Source organism: Pseudonocardia sp. Ae717_Ps2 (assembly GCF_001932475.1).
Classification (GTDB): Bacteria; Actinomycetota; Actinomycetes; order Mycobacteriales; family Pseudonocardiaceae; genus Pseudonocardia.
The window spans coordinates 5,832,281-5,856,307 of the sequence record NZ_MCIS01000001.1; the positions used below are offsets into that span (position 1 = coordinate 5,832,281).

The following is a 24,027-nucleotide window of genomic DNA, read 5'->3' on the forward strand; positions in this document are numbered from 1 at the left end:
CCACGACGCAGGAGCCGGCCAGCAGGGCCGGCACCCGCAGGCCCCGTCATCGCGCCCGTCTCGCGGGCGCGCCAGGAGGGATCGGTACCGGTGACCACCGACGACACGGTGCACAACCTGATCATCATCGGGTCCGGGCCGGCCGGCTACACCGCCGCGGTGTACGCCGCGCGGGCCCAGCTCGCCCCGCTCGTGTTCGAGGGCAGCCAGTTCGGCGGCGCCCTGATGATCACGACCGAGGTGGAGAACTACCCGGGCTTCACCGAGGGGATCATGGGCCCCGAGCTCATGCAGCAGATGCGCGGCCAGGCGGAGCGCTTCGGCGCCGACCTGCGCCCGCAGGACGTCGACGAGGTCCGCCTCGACGGCGACGTCAAGGAGGTGCGGGTCGGGAAGGAGACCTTCCGGGCCCGTGCGGTGATCCTCGCGATGGGTGCCGCCCCCCGCTACCTGCACGTCCCCGGCGAGCAGGAGCTCCTCGGCCGCGGTGTCAGCTCGTGCGCCACCTGCGACGGCTTCTTCTTCCGCGACCAGAACATCGCCGTCATCGGCGGTGGCGACTCGGCGATGGAGGAGGCCACCTTCCTCACCCGCTTCGCCGAGACCGTCACGGTCATCCACCGTCGCGACGAGTTCCGTGCCTCGAAGATCATGTACGAGCGCGCGAAGAACGACCCGAAGATGCGCTGGCGTACCAACTCCGAGGTCACCGCGGTGACCGGCGAGGGCTCGGTCAAGCAGCTGCAGCTGCGCGACACCGTGACCGGTGAGACCAGCACGCTCGACGTCACCGGCATGTTCGTCGCGATCGGCCACGACCCGCGCAGCGCGCTGGTCGCGGGCCAGGTCGACGTCGACGACGAGGGGTACGTGAAGGTGGACGGACGTACCACCTACACGAACGTCCCGGGCGTCTTCGCCTGTGGCGACCTCGTCGACCACACCTACCGCCAGGCGATCACCGCCGCCGGCTCCGGCTGCTCGGCCGCGATCGACGCCGAGCGCTGGCTGGCCGGCCACGAGGTCAGCTCCGAGCTGGTCGGTGGCAGCTACGGCTCGGAGGAGACCGCCCCGGCGGCCGCCGTCGCCGACGCCGCGCACTGACCGCCCACCGGCACCCACCAGACCCGCATCCGCGACCGAAGGAGAACCCCATGGGCAACAACACCGTCGACGTCACCAGCAGCTCGTTCGACCAGGACGTCCTGAAGAGCGACAAGCCCGTCCTGGTCGACTTCTGGGCCACCTGGTGCGGCCCGTGCAAGATGGTCGCCCCGGTGCTGGACGAGATCGCCGGCGAGAACTCCGAGAAGCTGACCGTCGCCAAGCTCGACATCGACGCCAACCCGGAGGTCGCTCGCGACTACCAGGTCATGTCGGTCCCGACGATGATCCTGTTCTCCGGCGGCAAGCCGGTGAAGCAGATCGTGGGCGCGAAGCCGAAGGCGGCGCTGCTCGCCGATCTCGCCGACCACATCTGATCACACTCCGTGCGCCGTATAGCGCACAGACATCACGCTGCGTGTCCCGGTTGATCACAACCGGGACACGCGCGTATCCGCCCCGCTGCACTCCTCCGGGGGTCGGGCAGGGCACAATGAGTCCGGCACGCGTCCGGTCACCGGGCGAAACCGACCCATCACGGGCGTCGCACGGCGCCTCACGACTGCGAGCGAGGGGTGCATGCAGCTGCTCCGGCGCGGGGACTGCGGTCCGGCCGTACGCGAGATCCGGACGACGCTGGGACAGCTCGGTCTGCTCCCGGCGGTGCCGCCGGGCTCGCGCGCCCAGGACATGTTCGACGACGGCGTGGACCGCGCCGTCCGCATGTTCCAGCAGGGCCGTGGCCTGATCACCGACGGCATCGTCGGCCCGGACACCGCCCGCGCGCTGCGGGAGGCGGGATGGAGCCTGGGCGACCGGATGCTGTCGTTCACGCTCTCCACCCCCACCACCGGCGACGACGTCGCTCACCTGCAGGAACGCCTGCTCGAGCTCGGGTACAACCCGGGCCGGCCGAGCGGGCTGTTCGACCAGCAGACCGAGCAGGCCCTGATCCGCTTCCAGCGGGACTACGGCATGACCCCCGACGGTGTCTGCGGGCCGGAGACGCTGCGCGCACTGCGCCAGCTCGGCCGCAAGGTCACCGGCGGTCGTCCGCACCTGCTGCGTGAGCAGGAGCTGCTGCGCCGTGCCGGGCCGCGGATGCGTGGCAAGCGGATCGTCATCGACCCGGGCCACGGCGGACACGACCGCGGCGTCGACGTCGGCGGGGTCACCGAGGCCGACCTGATGTGGGACCTCGCCCGCCGGGTCGTCGGCCGCATGTCGGCCACCGGGATGGAGGCCCTGCTCTCCCGCCCGGAGAACGGCAACCCGCCGGACAGCGAGCGCGCGCAGTTCGCCAACGACGTCGGCGCGGACCTGGTCGTGTCGCTGCACACCGACGCGAGCTTCAGCCCGCACGCGCAGGGTCTGGCGACCTACTACTTCGGCAACGGGTCGGGCACCACGTCCAATGTCGGCGAGGCGCTCGCCGGGCTGATCCAGCGCGAGCTGCTCACCCGGACCTCGATGCTCGACTGCCGTAGCCAGACGTGCACCTGGGAGCTGGTGCGCCGGACCCGGATGCCGGCCGTCCGCGTCGAGGTCGGGTACCTGACGCATCTCGGGGACCGCCGCAAGCTGCTCGACCCCGGCTTCCGTGACGTCGTCGCCGAGGGCATCCTCGTCGCCGTCAAGCGGCTCTACCTGCTCGGGCAGGACGACCAGCCCACCGGCACGTTCACCTTCAACGACGTGCTGGCCCGTGAGTACACCCGGGACGAGATCCGGGCCGTCTGAGGCCCGCCACGACCTGCAGAACCCGGCTCGGCCCCGTCCACTCGGGGCCGAGCCCGGCAGGCCGCTCACGGCCCGCTCAGAGCGCCCTCAGATCGTCCCTGTGGGTGGCGTGAACGACAGTCGGCAGGACCCCGCACGGGCCGGTGTCGCCGTCGGACGCGGCGCCGCGCTCTGCATCGGGATGGTCACCGTGTTGAACAGCTGTTCGAGCGCGGCCTCGACGTCGGACTTCCACTCCAGCCCCGAGCGCAGCTCCATCCGCAGCCGCGGCCAGCGGTGGTGCGGGCGGACGGTCTTGAAACCGACCGAGCGCAGGAAGTCCGCGGGGACGACGCAGTCGGACTCGGTGCCGGGGCGGGCGTCGCCGAACGCCTCCACGGCCTTCACCCCGCGCCGGGTCAGGTCCTTCACGACGGCCTGGGCGAGCGCCCGGCCCAGCCCCTCGCCGGAGAACTCCGGAGCCACCTGCATCGTGGTCAGCAGGACGGCGTCGGCGCTGACCGGGCCGGTCGGCATCTCGGTGGCGCGGGGGACCGACGCCGGCGGCGCGAACAGCACGTACCCCGCCGGGGCACCGCCGACGTAGACGACCCGGCCGCAGGAACCCCACTCGAGGAGCACCTCGGACAGCCAGGCCTCCTTCTCCAGGTCGGTCGTGCCGTACCCCTCGGCCTGCTCCGCCAGCTGGGGCGAGAGCTCCCAGTAGACGCAGTTCCGACACCGCTTCGGCAGATCGCCGAGGTTGTCGAGGTTGAGCGCGGCAACATGCCAGGACACGGAAACCGACCTCCGGATGTCGTCGTCACGCGCTGCACGCGCTGCTGCGCGGTCCGGCCCGTCCGGGGCGTGGTCCCGACCCCGGCGCCGGAGCGGCCGTCCCCCCTGGCCACCCCCGGGTCCGGTGACCCGCGCAGCCCGAGAGTAGGTGGATTTCCGCGATCCCGTCACCCCGAGAGTGCTCACCGGTACGAACGTCACGACGAAGGGCGGGCCGATCACCCGTCGCGGTTACACTCGGCGGGTCCTTCCCTTCGCAGAGGAGCACGCGATGACCCTGCCCGACCGCCCGCAGCAGCCCGACGTCCGCCGTCCCGCGGCCGCGGCAGCAGCGGCGGCAGGGGAGGGGGCCGTGGTCCCGCTCGCCCCCACCGAGCGTTTCGCGACCCGCACCGCCGGGATGACGGCGTCGGAGATCCGGGCGCTGTTCGCCGTCGCGAGCCGCCCCGAGGTCGTCTCGCTGGCCGGCGGCATGCCGAACCTGGCGGCGCTGCCCCTGCAGTCCCTCGCCCGCGAGGTGGCCGAGCTGGTCGACGTGGACGGCATGTCCGCGCTGCAGTACGGCTCCGCCCAGGGCGTCCCGCAGCTGCGCGAGCAGATCTGCGAGGTCATGCGCGAGGAGGGCATCGAGGCCGACCCGAACGACGTCGTCGTCACCGTCGGCTCGCAGATGGCCCTCGACCTGCTGACCCGGATCTTCGTCGACCCGGGTGACGTCGTCCTGGCCGAGGGGCCGTCCTACGTCGGCGCGCTGGGCAGCTTCGCCGCCTACCAGGCGCGGGTCGTGCACGTCGCGATGGACGAGCACGGGCTGGTCCCGGAGCTGCTGCACGAGGCGCTGGAGTCCCTGGCCCGGCAGGGCGTCGTCCCGAAGTTCCTCTACACGATCCCGAACTTCCACAACCCGGCCGGCGTGACGCTCGCGCACGAGCGCAGGCCGCGGATCCTGGAGCTGTGCCGCCGCTACGGCGTCATGGTCGTCGAGGACAACCCGTACGGGATGCTCGGCTTCGACGGCGAGGTGCACCCGGCGCTGCGTTCCTACGACCCGGACGTGCTGTACCTGGGGTCGTTCTCGAAGACGTTCGCGTCCGGGCTGCGGGTCGGCTGGGCGCTGGTGCCGCCGCTGGTGCGGGACCGGCTGGTGCTGGCCGCGGAGTCGGCGACGCTGTGCCCGCCGTCGTTCACGCAGATGCTGGTGTCGCGCTACCTGTCGCACCACGACTGGCGCAGCCAGATCAAGACGTTCAGCGAGAACTACCGCGAGCGCCGCGACGCGATGTTGGCCGCGCTGGAGACGTACCTGCCCGAGGGCTGCACCTGGAACGTCCCCGACGGCGGGTTCTTCGTGTGGCTGACCGTGCCGGAGGGCGTCGACACGAAGGCGATGCTGCCCCGCGCGGTGACCGCGCGGGTCGCGTACGCGTCCGGCACCGGCTTCTACGCCGACGGGTTCGGCAGCCGGCAGCTGCGGCTGTCGTTCTGCTTCCCGACGCCCGAGCGCATCACCGAGGGAGTGCGGCGGCTCGCGGCGGTCCTGGAGGCCGAGATGGAGGTCGTGCGGACCTTCGGGACGCCGGTCCGCCCCGAGCTGAGCCGGGGCACCCAGAGCCCGTCGCCGGACACCACCTGACGCCGTCCCACGACGGCGATGTTTCACGTGGAACGCCCCGGACCGGCTCCCGGTCCGGGGCGTTCCCGTTGATGGCGCAGAATGCCCGCGTGAGCGATCGAACGGTGGCCGTGCTGGCCGGAGGCCTGTCCCACGAGCGTGAGGTGTCCCTGCGATCCGGTCGTCGACTGGCGGGCGCGCTGCGCGCGAACGGTGTCGACGTCCGCGAGTGGGACGTCGACGCGCGCCTGCTGGAGCGGTTGTCGACCGACCGGCCGGACGCGGTCGCCGTCGCACTGCACGGCGGCGAGGGGGAGAACGGCGCGGTGCAGCAGGTGCTGGAGCTGCTGGGCATCCCGTTCGTCGGGACTCCGTCCGGGGCGTGCCGGCGGGCGTGGGACAAGCCGAGCGTGAAGGCCGAGCTCGTCCGAGCGGGCCTGTCCACGCCCGACTGGGTCGCCCTGCCGCACTCGACCTTCCGGGAGCTGGGCGCCCAGGGTGTGCTCGGCGCGATCGTCGACCGGCTGGGGCTACCGCTGGTGCTGAAGCCGGACCAGGGCGGCTCGGCGCTCGGCGTGCAGGTGGTCCGGAACGCGGCGGACCTCCCGGCCGCGATGGTCAGCTGCTTCGCCTACGCGGAGACGGTGCTCGTGGAGCAGTTCGTCGCCGGGACCGAGGTCGCGGTGTCGGTCGTCCACGACCGCGAGGAACCCCGCGCGCTGCCCACGGTGGAGGTGGAGGTGCAGTCCGGGTTCTACGACTACACGTCCCGCTACACGCCCGGTGCGGCCACGTTCCACTGCCCGGCACGGCTGCAGTCGGACATCCTCGACACGCTGGCCGACACTGCCCTGGCCGCACATCGACTGCTGGGCATGCGTGACGTGTCGCGCACCGATGCGATCGTCGACGCCGACGGTCATGTGCACGTCCTGGAGATGAACGTGTCGCCGGGCCTGACCGACACCTCGCTCCTCCCGACCGCGGTGGCCGCGGACGGTTCCGATCTCGCGACGGTCTACCTGGCGCTCGTCGAGCGCGCGGCGGCCCGACAGGGCTGAGCGATGTTCCACGTGGAACCACAGCCGTGTGGTTTCCCGTGGAACATCGGCCGAGCACGCCGGCGACAGGACCGGTCGCCCGGAGCGGGACCCGCAAGACGGCGGCGTCGGTCACGGTCGCGTCGACGCTCGGGGCTCCACCGGCCCGATGCCCTTCGCGCCGTGCACCGGAGGGATCGTCGTCCACTCGCCGCGGGGCTCGATCGCGCTCACCGGGGGAGCCGTGGGTGGCGTCGAGCTGCCAGGCAGCACGCATCACCGTGACGGAGTCGCCCAGCGGGTGGATCCGTCCCGCCCACCCGGGCACGGCCGAAGCCGGCGTGCAGCAGGGGCCGTCGCATCGGTGTCGGGCGGGCATCCCCGGAGGACCGCCGAGCGATCCCGGAGGAGGACGGGTCTCGGGCGACGCCGGGACGCACGGCGCGCACCACCGAGTGCCGGTGTCCGACGCCCACCGGCAGACCGCGATCTCGCACCGCTGCTGCACTTTCTGTGCCGGCGCGTCGAGGCCGGGGGAGGACCGGTCGGATGCGCACCACGACCGGTTCCGCTCCAGCAGGACGACGACCGAGAACCGGCCTCGTGGGACGTGGGCGCGTCCGGCGGTCGCCGAGGTCACGCTCAGCCGGCACCGCGGGGCGACGGCATGCGCGCCGCGGGCGGGCGGTTCGGCGCCGGTGGGCACCCGACCGTCCGCACGGTGTTCCACGTGAAACACGCGCGCACGGAGCCGGGTGCCGGTCGATCTGATCTGCCTCACTCGGGGCGCGGCTGGGCTTCTGCGGCGGCGTACCGGCTCGTTCCCACCGCGCCACCCCGTCCCGCCCCGTAGGGCCCGTGCACACGCAGGCTGGCCCGGCCTCGCCAGGTTCTACATCGCCGGGTTCTGTATCGCCGGGGATCCGCGCTGCCAGGTTCGGTGGCGCCGGGGTTCGGGCATGACGGCGCGGCCCGCGCTGTCGCCGCCCACGGTGTCGGTAGGTTCGGTGTCCCCGCGGTTCAGCGCCCTGGTTCCGGCGGCCCTGGGTTCGGCGGCCCTGGGGTCCAGCGACCCGTGCCTCAGCGCTCCCCGGTTCAGCGCTCCGCGGCTCGGCACACCGGGGGGTTCAGCGCCCCGCGGCTCGGTGGCCCCGCGGCTCGGTGGCACCGGGGTTCGGCGCCCCGGGGGTCGACACCCTGGGGTTCGGCACCTCCGGAGTTCGGCACCGCCAGGTTCCGCACTGCCCGGGCTAGCCGGATCCGCTCACGCAGCCCACTCGATCCCGCAGTGCCACCCCATCCCTTCAACTCCAGCCCCACAGCACCCGGTCCCACAGCACCCGGTTCCACTCACGTCACCTGACCCCTGAGCGCCACCCGGTCCAGAAGCAATCGAGACCGCGCCGACCAGTCCCGCATCCCGCGCCAGGCCGGCGGTCGAGCTGCGCGAGGGCGCAGTGCAGAACCACCCCGGAACACCACACCCCGGGCCGACGGACACAGGGCGGCCGTGTCCGACACCGTCGCCGATCATCGGCACGAACCCGGTGACGCAGCAGTGCCGACGCCCCACCAGAAGCTTCCTCCGAGGCACAGCCCGGACCGCGGGACCACGCGTCGGTGTCGCGCCTGCCCACCGCACGGCCCGAAGTCGATGACGGGCCCGTGGTGTGAGGCGCCGTCCTGAGCACCGCACTGCCGACGACTCGCACGAGGTCCCACCGCTGGCCCCGCGCAGACCGACACACGGCCCCGCCCCCGTCGATGTTCCACGTGAAACAACCGCTCCACGGGAAACTGCCGCATCGCTCCACCCGCGGTCCGGGTCACGCCCCGAACCGACGGTCGACACCGCCACCGGGAGCAGCGACCCCACCCCACTCCGGTCACGCACGCCCACGGCAGGCGCCGCCCCGACCACCATCCCGTCCCGGCACCACCCGAACCCGTCACCGCCGCCCCGTGAAGCACCGATCCGCCTCCAGCGACCGTCGACACGGCCGGATGTAGACGTACGTACGACAGATCGGGTCGCACTGCGGGCCTTTCGCCCCAGCCGACAGCGAGATGACCAGACAGCGGACGAATCGGGCATCATCCGTGCCTCAGCGACCCCCTGCGCCTCCTGAAACCCCCCTCGGCCTCCCCACAAGCAGGATGTCCGAACGACATCTCAGAGACCGTCTCAGGGCGCCCTCAGATCCGCTCCACGGCTCGATACCTCACGTCCGAACAGGAACCCGGAAACGCCGACGGCCGCCGTCCACGGGGACGACGGCCGTCGGGGCAGGGGACAGGTGTGCCTATCAGTCGCGGTCGCTGATGCCCATCAGCCCGGTGATCCGGTCCAGATCCTCGACCGACCCGAACTCGACGACGATGCGGCCCTTGCGCTGACCCATCTCGACCTTCACCCGGGTGTCGAACATGTCGGCCAGCCGGTCGGCACGCTCGACGAACTCCGGACGCTGCTCGCCGCGACGACGGGCCCGGCGTTCCCGTGGGGGCCCCTCCTGCCGCGCGAGCACGACGGCCTCCTCGGTCGCGCGGACCGACATGCCCTCGGCGACGATCCGGGTGGCGAGGTCCTCCTGCTGCCCGGCGTCCTCGAGGCCGAGCAGGGCGCGCGCGTGCCCGGCCGACAGCACCCCGGCGGCGACCCGGCGCTGCACCGACACCGGCAGCTTCAGCAGCCGGATCATGTTGGTGACGACGGGCCGGCTGCGACCGAGCCGGTCGGCGAGCTCGGAGTGCGTCACGCCGAACTCGGCGAGCAGCTGCTCGTAGGCGGCCGCCTCCTCGAGAGGGTTGAGCTGGACGCGGTGGATGTTCTCCAGGAGCGCGTCGCGGAGCATCACGTCGTCGGCGGTGTGCCGGACGATCGCGGGCAAGGTCTCCAGCCCGGCACGCTGGGCGGCGCGCCACCGGCGCTCACCCATGATCAGCTCGTAGTCGACACCGGCGCGCCGGACGACGATCGGCTGCAGCAGCCCGAACTCACGGATCGAGTGCTCCAGCTCGGCGAGCTGGTCCTCGTCGAACTGGGTCCGCGGCTGCTTGGGGTTGGGGACGATCCGCGGCAGCGGGATCTCGCGGTATTCCGCCCCGCCGTCGACGACCGGGGTCTCGGGATCGTGGTCGTCGCGTCGGACGGCCGGGCCCGGGCGGTGCAGCGGCGCACCGGGTCCGTTGCCCCCGGGCCGGTCACCGGCCTCCGTCGGGCCGGTGGGAATGAGCGCGGCGAGGCCGCGGCCCAGCCCACCCTTGCGCTCGGCCATCTCAGCGACCGTCCTGGCGGTAGGCGCCACTCGCCCCGTGCTCGGCGATCTCACGGGCCGCGTCGATGTAGCTCATCGCGCCGCGCGAGCCGGGGTCGTAGGCGAGCACGGTCTGGCTGTAGCCGGGGGCCTCGGAGACCTTCACGCTGCGCGGGATGACCGTGCGCAGGGCCGTCGGGCCGAAGTGCTGGCGGACCTCGGAGGTCACCTGGTCGGCGAGCTTGGTGCGGCCGTCGTACATGGTCAGCAGGATGGTCGACACGTGCAGCGAGGTGTTCAGGTGCGAGCGGACGAGGTCGATGTTGGACAGCAGCTGCCCGAGCCCCTCCAGCGCGTAGTACTCGCACTGGATCGGGATGAGCACCTCGGACGCCGCGACCAACGCGTTGACCGTCAGCAGCCCCAGCGACGGCGGGCAGTCGATGAGCACGTAGTCGACGTCGAGCCGGGACAGCGTCTCGTCGTTGAGCGCCTGGGCCAGCCGGGACTCCCGGGCGACCATGCTGACGAGCTCGATCTCGGCGCCGGCCAGGTCGATCGTGGCGGGCAGGCAGAGCAGGTTCGGCGACGCGGTGCTGACCGCGACGGCTTCCTCGAGCGGGATCTCGCCGAGCATCACCTCGTACACCGACGGCGTGCCGGTGCGGTGCTCGACGCCGAGCGCGGTGGACGCGTTGCCCTGCGGGTCGAGATCGATCACCAGCACCCGGATGCCGTGCAGGGCCAGCCCCGCGGCCAGGTTGACCGTGCTCGTGGTCTTCCCGACCCCGCCCTTCTGGTTCGCGACGCTCATGATGCGGCGCGCGGCCGGGCGGGGCATGCCGTGCCGGTCGGGGTGCAGGACGCGTGCGGCCCGCTCGGCCTCGTCCGCGATGGGGGTCCATCCGGCACTCATGCGCGACCCTCGCTTCCTGGACGGTTCGTGCCCGGTCGGTGTTTCACGTGAAACGGCGCTCCGGCACCCATCATCGCCGTTCCTTCCTCGGGATGCGGCGGGGCGCGCCGGTCCGCGGGATCTCGACCACCGTGGTCAGCGGATCGACCACACCGGCTCCGGTCTCGTGGATCCGGGGCTCGCCCCCTCCGAGCGCACGGACCGCCGCGGCGTCGCGGGCGATCTCGTCCGGGGCGGAGGCCCCCTTCAGCACCAGCATCGCACCCCCCTGCCGCAGCAGGGGCAGGCAGATGCCCGCGAGCCGGGCCAGCGGTCCGACGGCCCGGGCGGTGACGACGTCGGCCCCCTCCCATCGTCGCAGAACGGGCCGCTCCTCGGCACGCCCCCGTTCGACGGCGATGTCCAGGCCGAGATCGGTCAGCACCTCGCCGAGCCACTCCACCCGTCGGGCGAGCGGCTCGATCAGCACGATCCGCAGGTCCGGGCGGGCCAGGGCGAGCGGGATCCCGGGGAGCCCGGCCCCGGAGCCGACGTCGGCGACCCGGGCGTCGGCGGGCACGACCTCACCGAGGACCGCGCAGTTCAGCACGTGCCGGTCCCACAACCGGTCCCGCTCGCGCGGGCCGATCAGGCCGCGCTCGATCCCGGAGGTCGCGAGGTGCTCGACGTAGCGGACGGCCAGCCCGGTCCGGTCGCCGAAGACCTTCTCCGCGACCTCCGGGGTCGGGATGGGGGAGGTGGTCACTTCTTGTGGACCACGACCTGGCGACGCGGCTCCTCGCCCTCGCTCTCGGAGACGACACCCTTCACGGTGGCGACGGCGTCGTGCACGACCTTGCGCTCGAACGGCGTCATCGGCCGCAGCCGCGCGGACTCGCCGCTGGCCTTGACCTCCTGGGCGGTCTCCAGACCGAGTGCGGTGAGCTCGTCGCGGCGGTGCCGTCGCCAGCCCGCGATGTCGAGCATCAGCCGGCTGCGGCTGCCCAGCTGCTGCTGGACGGCGAGGCGGGCCAGCTCCTGCAGGCTCTCCAGCACCGAGCCCTTGTCACCGACGAGCTTCTGCAGGTCGGGGTCGTCCTCGGCGCCCTCGATGCTGACGATGGCGCGGCCGCCCTCGACGTCGAGGTCGATGTCGCCGTCGTAGTCCAGGATGTCCAGCAGGCGCTCCAGGTAGTCACCTGCGACGTCGCCCTCCTGGATCAGCAGGCTCTCGCCGGACGGCTTGTCCTGCACGTCCGGACCCTCGGCGGGCTCCTTGGCGGTGGTGGGCACGCGCTACTCCTCTCGTCAACGGTTCGCGGTCCGTCGCGTCCGGGCCCGCGCGGCGGTGGGGTCCGCCGGGGCCGGCGGGGCGCGCCGGGGTCTGTGGGGTCGTGCCTGTGGGGTCGTGCAGGGGTCGTGCGGTGGGGTCGTCAGCGACGCTTGCCGCGCCGGGCCTTGGCCCCCGGGCGCTTCTGCACCGGCTTGGCCCCGGGCTTCTTCTGGCCGTTCCCGTTCCCGTTCCCGTTGCGGGCCGCGCCGTTGCGCTGCCCGTCGGAGGTGGTGCCGGTGTCGGCGGAGGCACCGTCGGACCCGGTGGCGCGGGCCTGCGACGCCGCCTCGGCGGCCTTCTCCTCGGCGGGGCCGATCGGCTCGTCGGCGATCTCGCGGACCTCCTCCGCGGTGCCGCGACGGGCGTCGCGGATCGGCTTCTGGCCGGGGCGCGGGGCGCGGGCCTTCGCGGACTCGGTGGCCTTCTCGGCCTTGTCCGACTCCTCGGCGTCGATCTTGCGGTAGACGACGTACTGCTGGCCGAGGGTCCACAGGTTGTTGGCGACCCAGTAGAAGAGGACCGCGAGCGGCAGGAACGGCGCACCGACGACGACACCGATCGGGAACACGTAGAGCATCAGCTTCTGCATGATCTCGGCCTGCGGGTTCGCCGCGACGGTGCCGGCGGCGATCTGCGCCTGCTGGCGGGCGACCGAGTGGCGCGCGGTGATGTGGGTGAAGATGCCGGCCGCGATCATCAGCGGGATCATCACGATCCACTGCGAGACGAGGTTGCCGCCGAGCTCGGCGACCGACGCGGTGTTCTGCAGCGGCCACACGGCCGAGCCCAGCTTGGCGCCGAACAGGCTGGAGTCGACGAACGAGGCGTTCTCCGCCGCGTTGAAGACGTAGTTCTCGGTCTTGCCCGGCTTGAACTCGCGGAGCACGTGGAACAGGCCGATGAAGACCGGGATCTGCACCAGGATGGGCAGGCAGCCCATCAGCGGGTTGGCGCCGTTCTGCTGCTGGAGCTTCTGCATCTCCGTGGCGAGCTTCTGGCGGTCGTTCGCGTACTTCTTCCGGAGCTTCTGCATCTCCGGGGCCATCTCCTGCATCTTGCGCATGGAGCGGACCTGGACCACGAACGGCTTGTAGAGCAGCACGCGCAGCGTGAAGACGAGGAAGACGACCGACAGCGCCCAGGCGAACCCGTTGTCGTCACCGAGGACGAAGCCGAAGACCTTGTGCCAGACCCACATGATCCAGCTGACGGGGTAGTAGATGAAGTCCAGCACTGCTGCGTTGCTCCTCGTGGTCTCGGGCGGGGCCCGCGGGTCAGCGGTCCGTACCGCGTGAGAGGCCTTCGGTCCGGGGCGGGTCGGTGGACGTCTGCTCCGGCCCGGGATCGGGTTCGGTGCCGCTGCGCGGGACCCCGTCGCTGCGCCGCCGGCGCGGCGGGACCGGGTCCCACCCGCCAGGGTGCCACGGGGCACACCTCAGCAACCGCCACACGGTGAGGCCGAGACCGCGCACGAAGCCGTGCTCGCGGAACGCCTCGACCGAGTAGGCGCTGCAGCTCGGGTGGAACCGGCAGCTCGGCATCAGGTTCGGGGAGATCCACACCTGGTACCAGCGCACCGCGGCCATCGCGGCCCGCGCGCCGACGCCGGGACGGGCGCCGGGGAGCCCTCCGTCGTCCATCGGAGCCTCCTCACCCGTCGGAGCCGCGTCGTGTGCCGGACTCATCGCGCGTCGTCCGTGGCCGGGCGCGGACGGCGCGGTCGCTGCGCCGCCCGCAGTGCGGAGTCGAGGTCGGCCGCCAGCTCGGCGGACGAGGCGTCACCGGCGGGCGGCAACGCACGGACGACGAGCGCGGCACCTGCGGGCAGCGCCTCCAGCCGGTCCGCGACCAGGTGCCGCAGACGCCGGGCGACCCGGTGCCGGACCACGGCGTTGCCGACGGCCTTGCTCACGACGAAACCCGCCCTCGGCGAGGCGTGCTCGGGCACGCCGCCGGGGCGGGTCAGGTCGAGGTGCACCACCAGCCTCGACCGGCCGGCGCGTCGTCCGCGCCTGATCGTCGAGGCGAACTCGGGCCGGCGGGTGAGCCGGGCGTGTGCCGGCAGCACGGCGCGGGCCGGTGGGGGCGCCGGCCGTCAGGCCGAGAGGTTGCCGCGCCCCTTGCGACGGCGCGCGGCGAGGATCGCGCGGCCGGCGCGGGTGCGCATGCGCAGCCGGAAGCCGTGCGTCTTGGCCCGGCGGCGGTTGTTCGGCTGGAAAGTACGCTTGCTCACGGTCGGCTCCTGGTCGGCGGTTCGCAGGCGTCCTGCGACGCCGAGATGTCTACGGTCACTGGCTCGGGTTCGCGGGCCACCGGCCACACGACACACCGCAGGAATGCGGGACGTCGCGTTCGACGGGCGCGACACGCCCATCCGACCAGGTGTCCGGTCGTCAAGGGTACGCAGCGCGTTTCGAGGGGGTCAAACCGCCCCCACCGGGCGCCGTGACCCCGCCGGCCGGCCGCCGCGACGGCTGCTGCTAGCGTCGCCGCCCCCGCCCGGGACCGGCGCGGGACCAACGACCTCGCGCACCCCGACCGAGACCTCCACACGGCCGACGACCGACGCCCCGATGCGCGCCGGCCGAGGCCTGCTGCGTACCTTTACGCACAAGTGTGGACAACTCTGGGGATACATCGCCCCAGAGGTCGAGTCCGCGCGTCCGGACGGCTCACCGCCAGTGCTCCGGGGGGAGCAGACCGCCGACAGCGGCCGATCGGGAGGGGGAAACGCGGATGACCGACCAGCCGGGCGACCTCGGCGCGGTCTGGAACCGGGTCATCGCCGATCTCTCCGGCGCGTCGGCCGAGTCCGGTACGCCCACCCTCTCCCCGCAGCAGCGCGCGTTCCTGCGCCTGACCCGCCCCCTCGGCCTGCTCGACGGCACGGCGCTGCTCGCCGCGCCGAGCGAGTTCGCGAAGGACGCCATCGAGCGGATCCTGCGCAGACCGATCAGCGACGCCCTCGGCCGCCACCTCGGCGTGGCGGTCAACCTCGCGGTCGTCGTCGACGCCTCCGCGGCGTCCGGCGGCACCGAGGTCCCCGACCCGCCCGGGTTCGGCATGCACCGCGGCGTCACCGCCGGGGACAGCGTCCGTGACACCGGCACCGGCGACCGCGCGGGCGACGCCCCGGCTGCGGTGACCACCGGGGACCACGGCGCCGGTCCCGCACCCGAGCACGTCGCGCACGAGCACGTCGACGGCGCGGGCCCGGACACCGGGCCGCAGCCCGCCGTCGACGGCGGGTACGGCAACGGCTTCGCCGGCGGGTCCCGCCGCGACGACGCCGGCCCCTCCGGCACGGACCGCGGCTGGTCGGCCGAGCAGCCGCCGTCGTCGTCCGGGGGGTGGGCGCCGCAGCCCGGAGGTCGCCCCGAGCCGGGCTCGCGCGACGGGCAGACCTCGTGGCCTGCCTACACCGCGCCGCAGGCGGGCGACCCGGTCGCGCCGCGGTCGCAGACCCGGCTCAACGAGCGCTACACCTTCGACACCTTCGTCATCGGTGCGTCGAACCGGTTCAGCCACGCCGCCGCGGTCGCTGTGGCCGAGGCGCCGGCGCGGGCGTACAACCCACTGTTCATCTGGGGCGAGTCCGGGCTGGGCAAGACCCACCTGCTGCACGCCGTCGGGCACTACGCCCAGCGGCTGTTCCCCGGGATGCGGGTCCGGTACGTCAGTACCGAGGAGTTCACGAACGACTTCATCAACTCCCTGCGCGACGACCGCAAGGTCGCCTTCCAGCGCCGCTACCGCGATGTCGACGTGCTGCTGGTCGACGACATCCAGTTCCTGGAGGGCAAGGAGGGGACGCAGGAGGAGTTCTTCCACACCTTCAACACCCTCCACAACGCGAACAAGCAGATCGTCGTCTCCTCCGACCGTCCGCCCAAGCGCCTCGAGACCCTCGAGGACCGGATGCGGACGCGGTTCGAGTGGGGGCTGATCACCGACATCCAGCCGCCCGAGCTGGAGACGCGGATCGCGATCCTGCGGAAGAAGGCCGCCCAGGACCGGCTCGCCGTCCCCGGTGAGGTCCTGGAGTTCATCGCGGAGCGGATCGAGCGCAACATCCGCGAGCTCGAGGGCGCGCTGATCCGGGTGACGGCGTTCGCGTCGCTGAACCGGCAGGCCGTCGACACCCAGCTCGCCGAGATCGTGCTGCGCGACCTCATCCCGGACTCCGCGGCCTCCGAGATCACCGCCCCGACGATCATGGCGGTCACCGCCGAGTTCTTCGGCCTCACGCTGGACGAGCTGTCCGGGCCGGGCAAGACGAAGGCGCTCGCCCAGGCCCGTCAGATCGCCATGTACCTGTGCCGCGAGCTGACCGACCTGTCGCTGCCGCGTATCGGGCAGACCTTCGGCGGACGGGACCACACCACCGTCATGCACGCCGACAAGAAGATCCGTAACGAGATCTCGCTCCGGCGGAAGACCTTCGAGCAGGTGCAGGAGCTGACCGCGCGGATCAAGCTGCGCGCTCGGCACTGACCTCCGCCGGGGCCCGCCGAGGCGGGTTGTCCACCGGTCGCACTGCTTCTCCACAGCCCGACCGGCTCCGCCGTGACCTGGCAGGACGCGTTCGCGGCGGTCACCGCGCGCACCGGGACCGATCCCGTGCAACCCACAGGGGCCACAGCCCCCCAGATCGCCGCTGCGGCGCGTTCGGCGCCCTCCCGGGGCGATCGGCACCCCCGCCGTCGCGGACGTCCGGGGCGCCCGGCCCGGTCGACGCGATACCGATCGGGTCCGGCGTGGCGCCACCCGCGTGTCGGTCCCACTCCTCCCGTTCGTCGTCCGGTAGAGGGCACTCGGCGCTTCGTCACTCGCCCCGGTGATCGCTTGCGCCCACCCGCCGGTCACGCTGCGTCGACAACCCTGTGACGAGTGAGACGTCTGTGGGTTCTTCGCGCAACGCGGGAGTGCCGAACTGTCTGTGCCCCCGGTCACCCAGGGTCCACGATCCACCACGTTTTCACCCACATCTGGGGACAACTCTGTGGTTGGATCGTCTCCGGCCCGTGGACGGATGGCCCGGGATCCGTGGACAACTCTGTGGTGAACCCGGGATGAACCGGGGACGGATGGGCGTCGACGCGGTCGGACCACCGCTCCACGGACCTGTCAACGGGTGCCCCCACCCCCGCGTCCCCAGCCGACGCGGCCTGCTGACCAGCACGGATGCGCTCCATCCACACTGTGCACAGGACTTAGTACTACTGCGGTTGTTCTCTCTCTATCTCTTCTTCCCAAGAACACCTGTGTGGACCGACCCCCGGACGGGGGTCACGGACGGGGACACCCGACGGGCACCGGGGTGGCGTGGAAACTGTCGGGGCGAGGCTCTACCGTGAGCGTCCCGGCGAACCCCGGCTTCCGATCCGTCCCGGCCACTCCGCTCCGCAGCCCCTCCGGGCCACGGGGCCGGCCGGACCCGGAGGCCGAACCGGTCCGCCGCAGCACCGTCGTCCCGTCGACGACCCGGCCCCGCGCCGTGGTCGGAGTCGGGCGCTACCGGGGAAGGTCTCCAGATGAAGTTCCGGGTCGAACGCGACGTCCTCGCGGATGCGGCTGCCTGGGTGGCGCGCAGCCTCCCGGCTCGTCCGCCGGTGCCCGTGCTCGGCGGGGTCCTCATCCAGTCCGACGGCGAGTCCGGCGAGAAGCTGACGGTCTCCGGCTTCGACTACGAGACCTCGGCCCGCGTCGAGCTCGACGCGACGGTCGGGGAGCCGGGCCGCACGCTCGTCTCCGGGCGGCTGCTGGCCGACATCACCCGCGCGCTGCCGTCCAAGCCGGTCGACCTGACCGTCGACGGCTCCCGCGCCACGATCAACTGCGGCAACTCCCGGTTCAGCCTCCCGACGATGCCGGTCGAGGACTACCCGCAGCTGCCCGACATGCCGCAGCGCGCCGGGTCGGTCGCCGCCGACGCGCTGGCTGCCGCCGTCGCCCAGGTCGCCGTCGCGTCCGGCCGGGACGACACGCTGCCGATGCTGACCGGCATCCGGCTCGAGATCGAGGGCTCGCAGCTGACGCTCGCGGCCACCGACCGGTTCCGGCTCGCCGTCCGCGAGCTCGAGTGGTCCCCGGAGGACGCCTCGATCTCGACCGCGGTGCTGATCCCGGCCAAGACCCTCGCCGAGGTCGCCAAGACCCTTGCCGGGTCCGGCACCGTGGAGATCGCGCTGTCGGCCGGGGACGGGATGCTCGGCCTCACCGGTGGCGGCCGTCGCTCCACCAGCCGGCTGCTCGACGCCGAGTTCCCGCGCTTCCGCCAGCTGATCCCGGCCGAGCACACCACCGCCGTCGAGCTCGACGTCGCGCTGCTGGTCGAGGCGATCAAGCGTGTCTCGCTCGTCGCGGACCGGGTCGCCCAGATCCGGATGGAGTTCGGCGAGGACGGCCTGCGGCTGGCCGCCGGCGGCGACGACGTCGGGTCCGCCGAGGAGGAGCTGCCCTGCGCGCTCGACGGCAGCCCGCTGACGATCGCGTTCAACCCGGGCTACCTGCTCGACGCGCTCGGCGCGCTGCACACCGACCGCGCGCAGCTGACGTTCACCACACCGAACCGGCCCGCACTGGTCCGCCCGGTGCCCAAGCCCGCCACCGACGACGCGGGCGAGGCGCCGTCGCCGGAGAAGTCGGGCTACCTGCACCTGCTGATGCCGGTGCGGCTGCCGGGCTGACCCCGACCGGGTCGGCCCGCCGGTGCCGACCCCCGCCGGGCGGACGTCCCGGCGAGGGGGAAGACTCCTCCCCGGTGTGATCGACGAGGGCCACCGGTGCCCTGTGGGGCATGCCGGCGGCACGGACGTGAAGGGGGCCTCTGCCGTGCAGATCGGCATGATCGGACTCGGCCGCATGGGCGGCAACATGCGGGAGCGGCTGCGGGCCGCCGGGCACGAGGTGGTCGGCTACGACCCCCGCCCGGAGGTCAGCGACGTGGCCTCGCTCGCCGAACTCGCGGGTGCGCTGGCCGCACCGCGCGTCGTGTGGGTCATGGTTCCCTCCGGTGAGCCGACCCGGAACACCGTCGCCACGCTGGCGACCACGCTCGAGGCCGGTGACCTGGTCATCGACGGCGGCAACTCCCGCTACACCGACGACCAGCCCAACGCCGCCCTGCTCGACGCGCACGGCATCGGCTACATCGACTGCGGCGTCTCCGGCGGGATCTGGGGCAAGGACAACGGCTACGGCCTGATGGCCGGTGGCGAGCCGGAGCACATCGCGCGCGCCATGCCGATCTTCGACGCGCTGCGTCCGGAGGGTGTGCGCGAGGAGGGCTTCGCGCACGCCGGTCCGGTCGGCGCGGGCCACTTCGCGAAGATGGTCCACAACGGGATCGAGTACGGCCTGATGCAGGCCTACGCCGAGGGCTTCGAGCTCATGGAGGCCAGCGAGCTGATCACCGACGTACCCGGGGTGATCCAGGCCTGGTCGCGTGGCACGGTCGTCCGCTCCTGGCTGCTCGACCTGCTGGTCGACGCGCTCAAGGACGACCCGCGCCTCGAGCAGCTCGAGGGGTACGTGGACGACTCCGGGGAGGGTCGTTGGACGATCGAGGAGGCCATCGCGCACGCGGTGCCGTTGCCGGTCATCTCCGCGGCCCTGTTCGCCCGGTTCTCCTCCCGGCAGGCCGAGTCGCCGGCGATGAAGGCCGTCGCCGCGCTGCGCCAGCAGTTCGGCGGGCACGCGGTGAAGAAGTCCGGGCCCGCCGGGTCCCCGGGGGACAAGGCGGGACCGTCGTCCGGCGGCGGTTCGACGCAGCAGTGACCCGGCGCCGAGCCGGACGGGAAGGGTGACCAGGCGGTGTACCTCAGGCGGTTCTCGGTCACCGACTTCCGGTCCTGGCCGGAGGCCGAGCTGGAGCTCGACCCCGGTGTGACCGTGCTGGTCGGGGCCAACGGCGTCGGCAAGACCAACCTGGTCGAGGGGATCGGCTACCTCGCCACCCTCGGCTCGCACCGGGTGTCCTCCGACGCGCCGCTGATCCGGCGCGGGGCCGAGCAGGCCGTCGTCCGCGGCGAGGTGCACCACCACGGCCGGAAGCTCGGCGTCGAGCTGGAGATCAACAACGGGAAGCAGAACCGGGCACGGGTCAACCGCTCACCGGTCTCGCGGCCGCGCGAGGTCCTGGGGATCCTGCGCAGCGTGCTGTTCGCGCCGGAGGACCTGGCGCTCGTGCGGGGCGACCCGTCGGAGCGCAGGCGCTTCCTCGACGAGCTGCTCGTCGCGCGGTTCCCGCGCTACGCCGGCGTCCGCGCCGACTACGACAAGGTCCTGCGCCAGCGCTCGGCCCTGCTGAAGTCCGCGAAACCCGCGCTGCGCGGGGCCCGCGGCCGGTCCCGGTCGCCGGTCGCCGCGGACCCGGACCTTCCCGACGACCTGGCGACGCTGGAGGTCTGGGACGGGCACCTCGCCCGTACCGGCGCGGCACTGCTGGCCGGGCGGCGCGAGCTCGTCGTCGCGCTGGCGCCCTACGCCCGGGAGGCGTTCGCGGCGATCGCGCCGTCGTCGGACCCGATCGGCCTGGACTACCGGTCCAGCCTCGGGACGGCGGGGGTGGCGGAGCTGCCGTCCTCGACCGGGGAACTGGAGACGCTGCTGCTCGACCGGCTGGCGCAGGTGCGGTCCCAGGAGATCGAACGCGGGGTCTGCCTGGTCGGCCCGCACCGCGACGAGCTGGACCTCGCCCTGGGCGAGGGACCGGCGAAGGGCTACGCCAGCCACGGCGAGTCCTGGGCGTTCGCGCTGGCGCTGCGGCTGGCGTCCTACCGCCTGCTGCACGCCGACGACGTCGAGCCGGTCCTCGTGTTGGACGACGTCTTCGCCGAGCTGGACTCGGCCCGGCGCCGCGCGCTGGCCGATCTCGTGGCCGACGCGGAGCAGGTACTGGTGACCGCCGCGGTGGCCGAGGACGTGCCCGCGGAGCTCGACGGGGCCCGGTTCGCCGTCGGCGACCGGAGGGTGAGCCGCGACGGCGAGGTGCCCGCATGATCGCCCCGACAGGTCTCGAACGCGTCACGGCATTCTGGGGACAAGGCTGTGGATACTGTGGATAACTCAGGCGAACCGGGGGACGGACGCCGTTCCGGAACCGGAAACCGGAGGACAGGGCGTCGGGGAACGGGCACCGACGGCACCGCCCCTGGGGACGGACGCGACACCGGACCGGGTCACGACGCGGTCACGGGCGCGGACGTCCCGGGCGCGGGGGTCCCGGGAGAGCAGGGGGACCTGCTCTCCGGCGACCGCGCGAACCTGCGCGGTGCCGACCTCGCCCGCGAGGCGTTGCGCGCGGCCCGTGAGGCGTCGGCCCGCAAGGCCGAGGAGCGGGCCCAGGCCGACCGGCCCAAGCTGCGCGTGGTCTCCGGGCGGGGGCGTCGCCGTCGCTGGTCGGGGGCTGGGCCCGACGACCGGGACCCGCAGCCGTTCGGACGCCTGGTGTCGCGGGTGTCGGTGGACCGCGGCTGGTCGAACCGGCTGACCGACGCGACCGTGCTCGGCCGGTGGCCGCAGCTGGTCGGACCGGACGTCGCCGACCACTGCACACCGGTCTCGCTGCGCGACGGCGAGCTGACCCTGCAGGCCGAGTCGACGGCGTGGGCCACCCAGCTGCGGACGCTGCAGCGTCAGCTGCTGACCCGGCTCGCGGCCGCGGTCGGGCCGGACGTCGTGCGCCGGATCCGGGTGGTCGGGCCGAGCGGCCCGAGCTGGCGGCACGGTCCGCGGCACGTCCGCGGTCGCGGCCCTCGCGACACCTACGGCTGAGCCCCGCTCCACCCGCACACGGACCGCCGACCGGGTGGTGCGAGCCCGGTCGCTCACGTTGCGGACGCGTCACGACGCCAGGGGCGCGTACGGGGGCCCGGATCGGGTGGGGAGCTGCACCGGAGTGCACGGGCCGCTCTCGTCGGCGGTGAGCGCGGGATGACACGGCCGCCGGTCCGCTCGGCCCGGCAGGGGCACGTTCGACCCCGTACCGGACGCCGTTCGCCCGTCTGTGGCGCTTCTGGGCGGGTCCTATCCGCCTTCCCGGGCGTTCCGCCGGGTAGGATCGACAGGTGTTCCCCGGGTGGCTCCCCAATGACATGACCAGAGCGCCCGGTCGGTGGAACCGCTCCGTCGTCGTCGCACCGGTGGTGCGCGCGTCGCGCGGGTGGTTCACGTGGCGAGGAGAAGCAGCTACCCGTGGCTTCCGACAAGGCAGCGAACAACGCCTACGGCGCGTCGTCCATCACGGTCCTCAAGGGCCTGGAGGCGGTCCGCAAGCGGCCCGGCATGTACATCGGCTCGACCGGTGAGCGGGGTCTGCACCACCTGATCTGGGAGGTGGTGGACAACTCGGTCGACGAGGCGATGGCCGGTCACGCCACGAAGGTCGTCGTGACCCTGCAGGCCGACGGCGGCATCCGCGTCGAGGACGACGGTCGTGGCATTCCCGTCGAGATGCACCCGGTGGAGAAGAAGCCGACCCTCGAGGTCGTCCTCACCAGCCTGCACGCCGGCGGCAAGTTCGACGACAAGTCCTACGCCGTGTCCGGTGGTCTGCACGGCGTCGGCGTCTCGGTCGTGAACGCGCTGTCCACCGCGCTCGACGTCGAGGTCCGCCGGGACGGCAAGATCTGGCGCCAGCACTACGAGTACGCCGTGCCCGGCGAGCTCGTCGAGGCAGGCACCACGAAGAAGTCCGACACCGGCACCACGATCACCTACTGGGCCGACCCGAAGATCTTCGAGACGACCACCTACACGCTGGAGACGATCCGTCGCCGGCTGCAGGAGCAGACGTTCCTGAACAAGGGCCTCACCATGGTCCTGCGTGACGAGCGCAGGCCGGAGAAGCCGGCGGGCGTGCCGTCGTCGGACGCGGTCGACGAGGACGGGAACCCGGTCGAGGCACCGGTCACGGAGATCGACACGGACTCCGAGCCCGACGCCGAGGGCTACGTCGCCAAGCCCAAGGAGTACGTCTTCCACTACCCGAACGGGCTGGAGGACTTCGTCGCGCACCTGAACAAGTCCAAGGACCCGATCCACCGCAAGATCGTCAGCTACACCGGCGAGGGCCCCGGCCACCAGGTCGAGGTCGCGATGCAGTGGAACTCGGGCTACTCCGAGTCGGTCTACACCTTCGCGAACACGATCAACACGCACGAGGGCGGCACCCACGAGGAGGGCTTCCGCCACGCGCTGACCGCCACGGTCAACAAGTACGCGCGCGACAAGAAGCTCATCAAGGAGAAGGACCCGGCGCTGTCCGGCGACGACATCCGCGAGGGCCTCGCCGCGATCGTCTCGGTCAAGGTCTCCGAGCCGCAGTTCGAGGGCCAGACCAAGACCAAGCTCGGCAACACCGAGGTCAAGTCGTTCGTCCAGCGCGTGTCGAACGAGTGGCTCGCCGACTGGTTCGAGCGCAACCCCACCGAGGCCAAGACGATCGTCACCAAGGCGGTCTCCTCGGCCCAGGCCCGCCTGGCCGCGCGTCGTGCACGCGAGCTCGTGCGCCGCAAGAGCGCCGGTGACATCGGCGGCCTGCCCGGCAAGCTGTCGGACTGCCGCTCCCGCGACCCGGAGAGCTGCGAGCTCTACATCGTGGAGGGTGACTCCGCCGGCGGCTCGGCGAAGGCCGGCCGCGACTCGATGCACCAGGCGATCCTGCCGATCCGCGGCAAGATCATCAACGTCGAGAAGGCCCGGATCGACCGCGTCCTCAAGAACACCGAGGTCCAGTCGATCATCACCGCGATGGGCACCGGCATCCACGACGACTTCGACCTGTCGAAGCTGCGCTACCACAAGCTCGTGCTGATGGCCGACGCCGACGTCGACGGCCAGCACATCCGCACGCTGCTGCTCACGCTGCTGTTCCGCTTCATGCGCCCGCTGATCGAGAACGGGCACGTGTTCCTGGCGCAGCCGCCGCTGTACAAGCTCAAGTGGGCCGGTCGCGGGGCCGAGCCGGAGTACGCCTACACCGACCGCGAGCGCGACGGCCTGATCGAGGCCGGCCGTGCCGCGGGCAAGAAGCTCCCCAAGGACCAGGGCGTGCAGCGCTACAAGGGTCTCGGCGAGATGGACGCCAAGGAGCTGTGGGAGACCACCATGGACCCGACGAACCGGCTGCTGCTCCAGGTGAGCCTGGACGACGCCGCCACCGCCGACGAGCTGTTCTCGGTGCTGATGGGTGAGGACGTCGAGTCCCGCCGCTCCTTCATCACCCGCAACGCCAAGGACGTGCGCTTCCTGGACGTCTGATCCAC

The 24,027-nt window shown here is 72.5% G+C and carries 20 protein-coding genes; 11 read left to right on the forward strand and 9 right to left on the reverse strand.

The genetic code is table 11. The annotated features are described in order from the left end of the window. Positions 1 to 90: 90 nt before the first annotated feature. From trxB to Ae717Ps2_RS26950, 3 genes are all read left to right on the forward strand, one after another. Positions 91 to 1,104 carry a thioredoxin-disulfide reductase gene (gene trxB, locus Ae717Ps2_RS26940; RefSeq protein WP_075334028.1) on the forward strand — a complete coding sequence of 338 codons (1,014 nt, stop codon included), beginning with the start codon at positions 91 to 93 and terminating at the stop codon, positions 1,102 to 1,104. A gap of 50 nt (positions 1,105 to 1,154) precedes the next feature. Then, positions 1,155 to 1,481: a thioredoxin gene (gene trxA / locus Ae717Ps2_RS26945; protein ID WP_020622767.1), complete on the forward strand. Its 327-nt coding sequence runs from the start codon at positions 1,155 to 1,157 to the stop codon at positions 1,479 to 1,481. 202 nt (positions 1,482 to 1,683) lie between these two features. Further along, a complete protein-coding gene (locus Ae717Ps2_RS26950) occupies positions 1,684 to 2,844 on the forward strand; it encodes an N-acetylmuramoyl-L-alanine amidase (RefSeq protein ID WP_075309297.1) in 1,161 nt (386 codons plus the stop codon). An 87-nt stretch (positions 2,845 to 2,931) separates the two neighbouring features. Here the strand turns inward: Ae717Ps2_RS26950 and Ae717Ps2_RS26955 are convergent, their stop codons facing one another. Then, positions 2,932 to 3,621: a GNAT family N-acetyltransferase gene (locus Ae717Ps2_RS26955; protein WP_075309295.1), complete on the reverse strand. Its 690-nt coding sequence runs from the start codon at positions 3,619 to 3,621 to the stop codon at positions 2,932 to 2,934. A gap of 271 nt (positions 3,622 to 3,892) precedes the next feature. On the opposite strand from Ae717Ps2_RS26955, the gene Ae717Ps2_RS26960 reads away from it, so the two are divergent. Together Ae717Ps2_RS26960 and Ae717Ps2_RS26965 are read left to right on the forward strand one after the other, a co-directional pair. Continuing rightward, positions 3,893 to 5,254 carry a PLP-dependent aminotransferase family protein gene (locus tag Ae717Ps2_RS26960; protein WP_233147687.1) on the forward strand — a complete coding sequence of 454 codons (1,362 nt, stop codon included), beginning with the start codon at positions 3,893 to 3,895 and terminating at the stop codon, positions 5,252 to 5,254. Between the two features lie 89 nt (positions 5,255 to 5,343). Beyond that, on the forward strand, positions 5,344 to 6,294 hold the full coding sequence (locus tag Ae717Ps2_RS26965) for a D-alanine--D-alanine ligase (RefSeq protein WP_075334029.1): 951 nt from the start codon (positions 5,344 to 5,346) through the stop codon (positions 6,292 to 6,294). A gap of 2,285 nt (positions 6,295 to 8,579) precedes the next feature. Here the strand turns inward: Ae717Ps2_RS26965 and Ae717Ps2_RS26970 are convergent. The 8 genes from Ae717Ps2_RS26970 to rpmH all read right to left on the reverse strand — a co-directional run bounded on the left by Ae717Ps2_RS26970 (position 8,580) and on the right by rpmH (position 13,991). Further along, on the reverse strand, positions 8,580 to 9,551 hold the full coding sequence (locus tag Ae717Ps2_RS26970) for a ParB/RepB/Spo0J family partition protein (protein WP_075309291.1): 972 nt from the start codon (positions 9,549 to 9,551) through the stop codon (positions 8,580 to 8,582). A gap of 1 nt (position 9,552) precedes the next feature. Further along, entirely contained in the window at positions 9,553 to 10,446 is an 894-nt protein-coding gene (locus tag Ae717Ps2_RS26975; RefSeq protein ID WP_075309289.1) for a ParA family protein, read from the reverse strand. 70 nt (positions 10,447 to 10,516) lie between these two features. Beyond that, positions 10,517 to 11,191 carry a 16S rRNA (guanine(527)-N(7))-methyltransferase RsmG gene (gene rsmG, locus Ae717Ps2_RS26980; RefSeq protein WP_075334030.1) on the reverse strand — a complete coding sequence of 225 codons (675 nt, stop codon included), beginning with the start codon at positions 11,189 to 11,191 and terminating at the stop codon, positions 10,517 to 10,519. After that, positions 11,188 to 11,679: a R3H domain-containing nucleic acid-binding protein gene (locus Ae717Ps2_RS26985; protein ID WP_139319064.1), complete on the reverse strand. Its 492-nt coding sequence runs from the start codon at positions 11,677 to 11,679 to the stop codon at positions 11,188 to 11,190. Before Ae717Ps2_RS26985 ends, rsmG begins: the two co-directional genes overlap by 4 nt. Positions 11,680 to 11,858: 179 nt before the next feature. Beyond that, a complete protein-coding gene (gene yidC / locus Ae717Ps2_RS26990) occupies positions 11,859 to 12,992 on the reverse strand; it encodes a membrane protein insertase YidC (protein WP_075309285.1) in 1,134 nt (377 codons plus the stop codon). A gap of 40 nt (positions 12,993 to 13,032) precedes the next feature. Continuing rightward, complete coding sequence (gene yidD, locus Ae717Ps2_RS26995) at positions 13,033 to 13,398, reverse strand: membrane protein insertion efficiency factor YidD (protein ID WP_020622602.1); 366 nt, start codon at positions 13,396 to 13,398, stop codon at positions 13,033 to 13,035. A 41-nt stretch (positions 13,399 to 13,439) separates the two neighbouring features. Next, complete coding sequence (rnpA, locus tag Ae717Ps2_RS27000) at positions 13,440 to 13,826, reverse strand: ribonuclease P protein component (RefSeq protein WP_075309283.1); 387 nt, start codon at positions 13,824 to 13,826, stop codon at positions 13,440 to 13,442. A gap of 27 nt (positions 13,827 to 13,853) precedes the next feature. Beyond that, positions 13,854 to 13,991, reverse strand: coding sequence for a 50S ribosomal protein L34 (gene rpmH / locus Ae717Ps2_RS27005; RefSeq protein WP_020622600.1), 138 nt, complete (start codon positions 13,989 to 13,991; stop codon positions 13,854 to 13,856). Positions 13,992 to 14,494: 503 nt separating this feature from the next. Here rpmH and dnaA point away from each other — a divergent pair. From dnaA to gyrB, 6 genes are all read left to right on the forward strand, one after another. Further along, positions 14,495 to 16,252 (forward strand): chromosomal replication initiator protein DnaA, encoded by a 1,758-nt coding sequence (dnaA, locus tag Ae717Ps2_RS27010; protein WP_075334031.1) that lies wholly within the window; start codon positions 14,495 to 14,497, stop codon positions 16,250 to 16,252. 1,040 nt (positions 16,253 to 17,292) lie between these two features. Continuing rightward, positions 17,293 to 18,447, forward strand: a complete 1,155-nt coding sequence (dnaN, locus tag Ae717Ps2_RS27015) for a DNA polymerase III subunit beta (RefSeq protein WP_020628488.1) — start codon at positions 17,293 to 17,295, stop codon at positions 18,445 to 18,447. A 145-nt stretch (positions 18,448 to 18,592) separates the two neighbouring features. Beyond that, positions 18,593 to 19,537 (forward strand): phosphogluconate dehydrogenase (NAD(+)-dependent, decarboxylating), encoded by a 945-nt coding sequence (gnd, locus tag Ae717Ps2_RS27020; protein WP_051050530.1) that lies wholly within the window; start codon positions 18,593 to 18,595, stop codon positions 19,535 to 19,537. A gap of 36 nt (positions 19,538 to 19,573) precedes the next feature. Beyond that, positions 19,574 to 20,761: a DNA replication/repair protein RecF gene (recF, locus tag Ae717Ps2_RS27025; RefSeq protein ID WP_060713932.1), complete on the forward strand. Its 1,188-nt coding sequence runs from the start codon at positions 19,574 to 19,576 to the stop codon at positions 20,759 to 20,761. A gap of 57 nt (positions 20,762 to 20,818) precedes the next feature. Next, complete coding sequence (locus Ae717Ps2_RS27030) at positions 20,819 to 21,535, forward strand: DUF721 domain-containing protein (RefSeq protein WP_337819621.1); 717 nt, start codon at positions 20,819 to 20,821, stop codon at positions 21,533 to 21,535. A gap of 420 nt (positions 21,536 to 21,955) precedes the next feature. Continuing rightward, entirely contained in the window at positions 21,956 to 24,022 is a 2,067-nt protein-coding gene (gyrB, locus tag Ae717Ps2_RS27035; RefSeq protein ID WP_020628484.1) for a DNA topoisomerase (ATP-hydrolyzing) subunit B, read from the forward strand. Positions 24,023 to 24,027 lie beyond the last annotated feature (5 nt).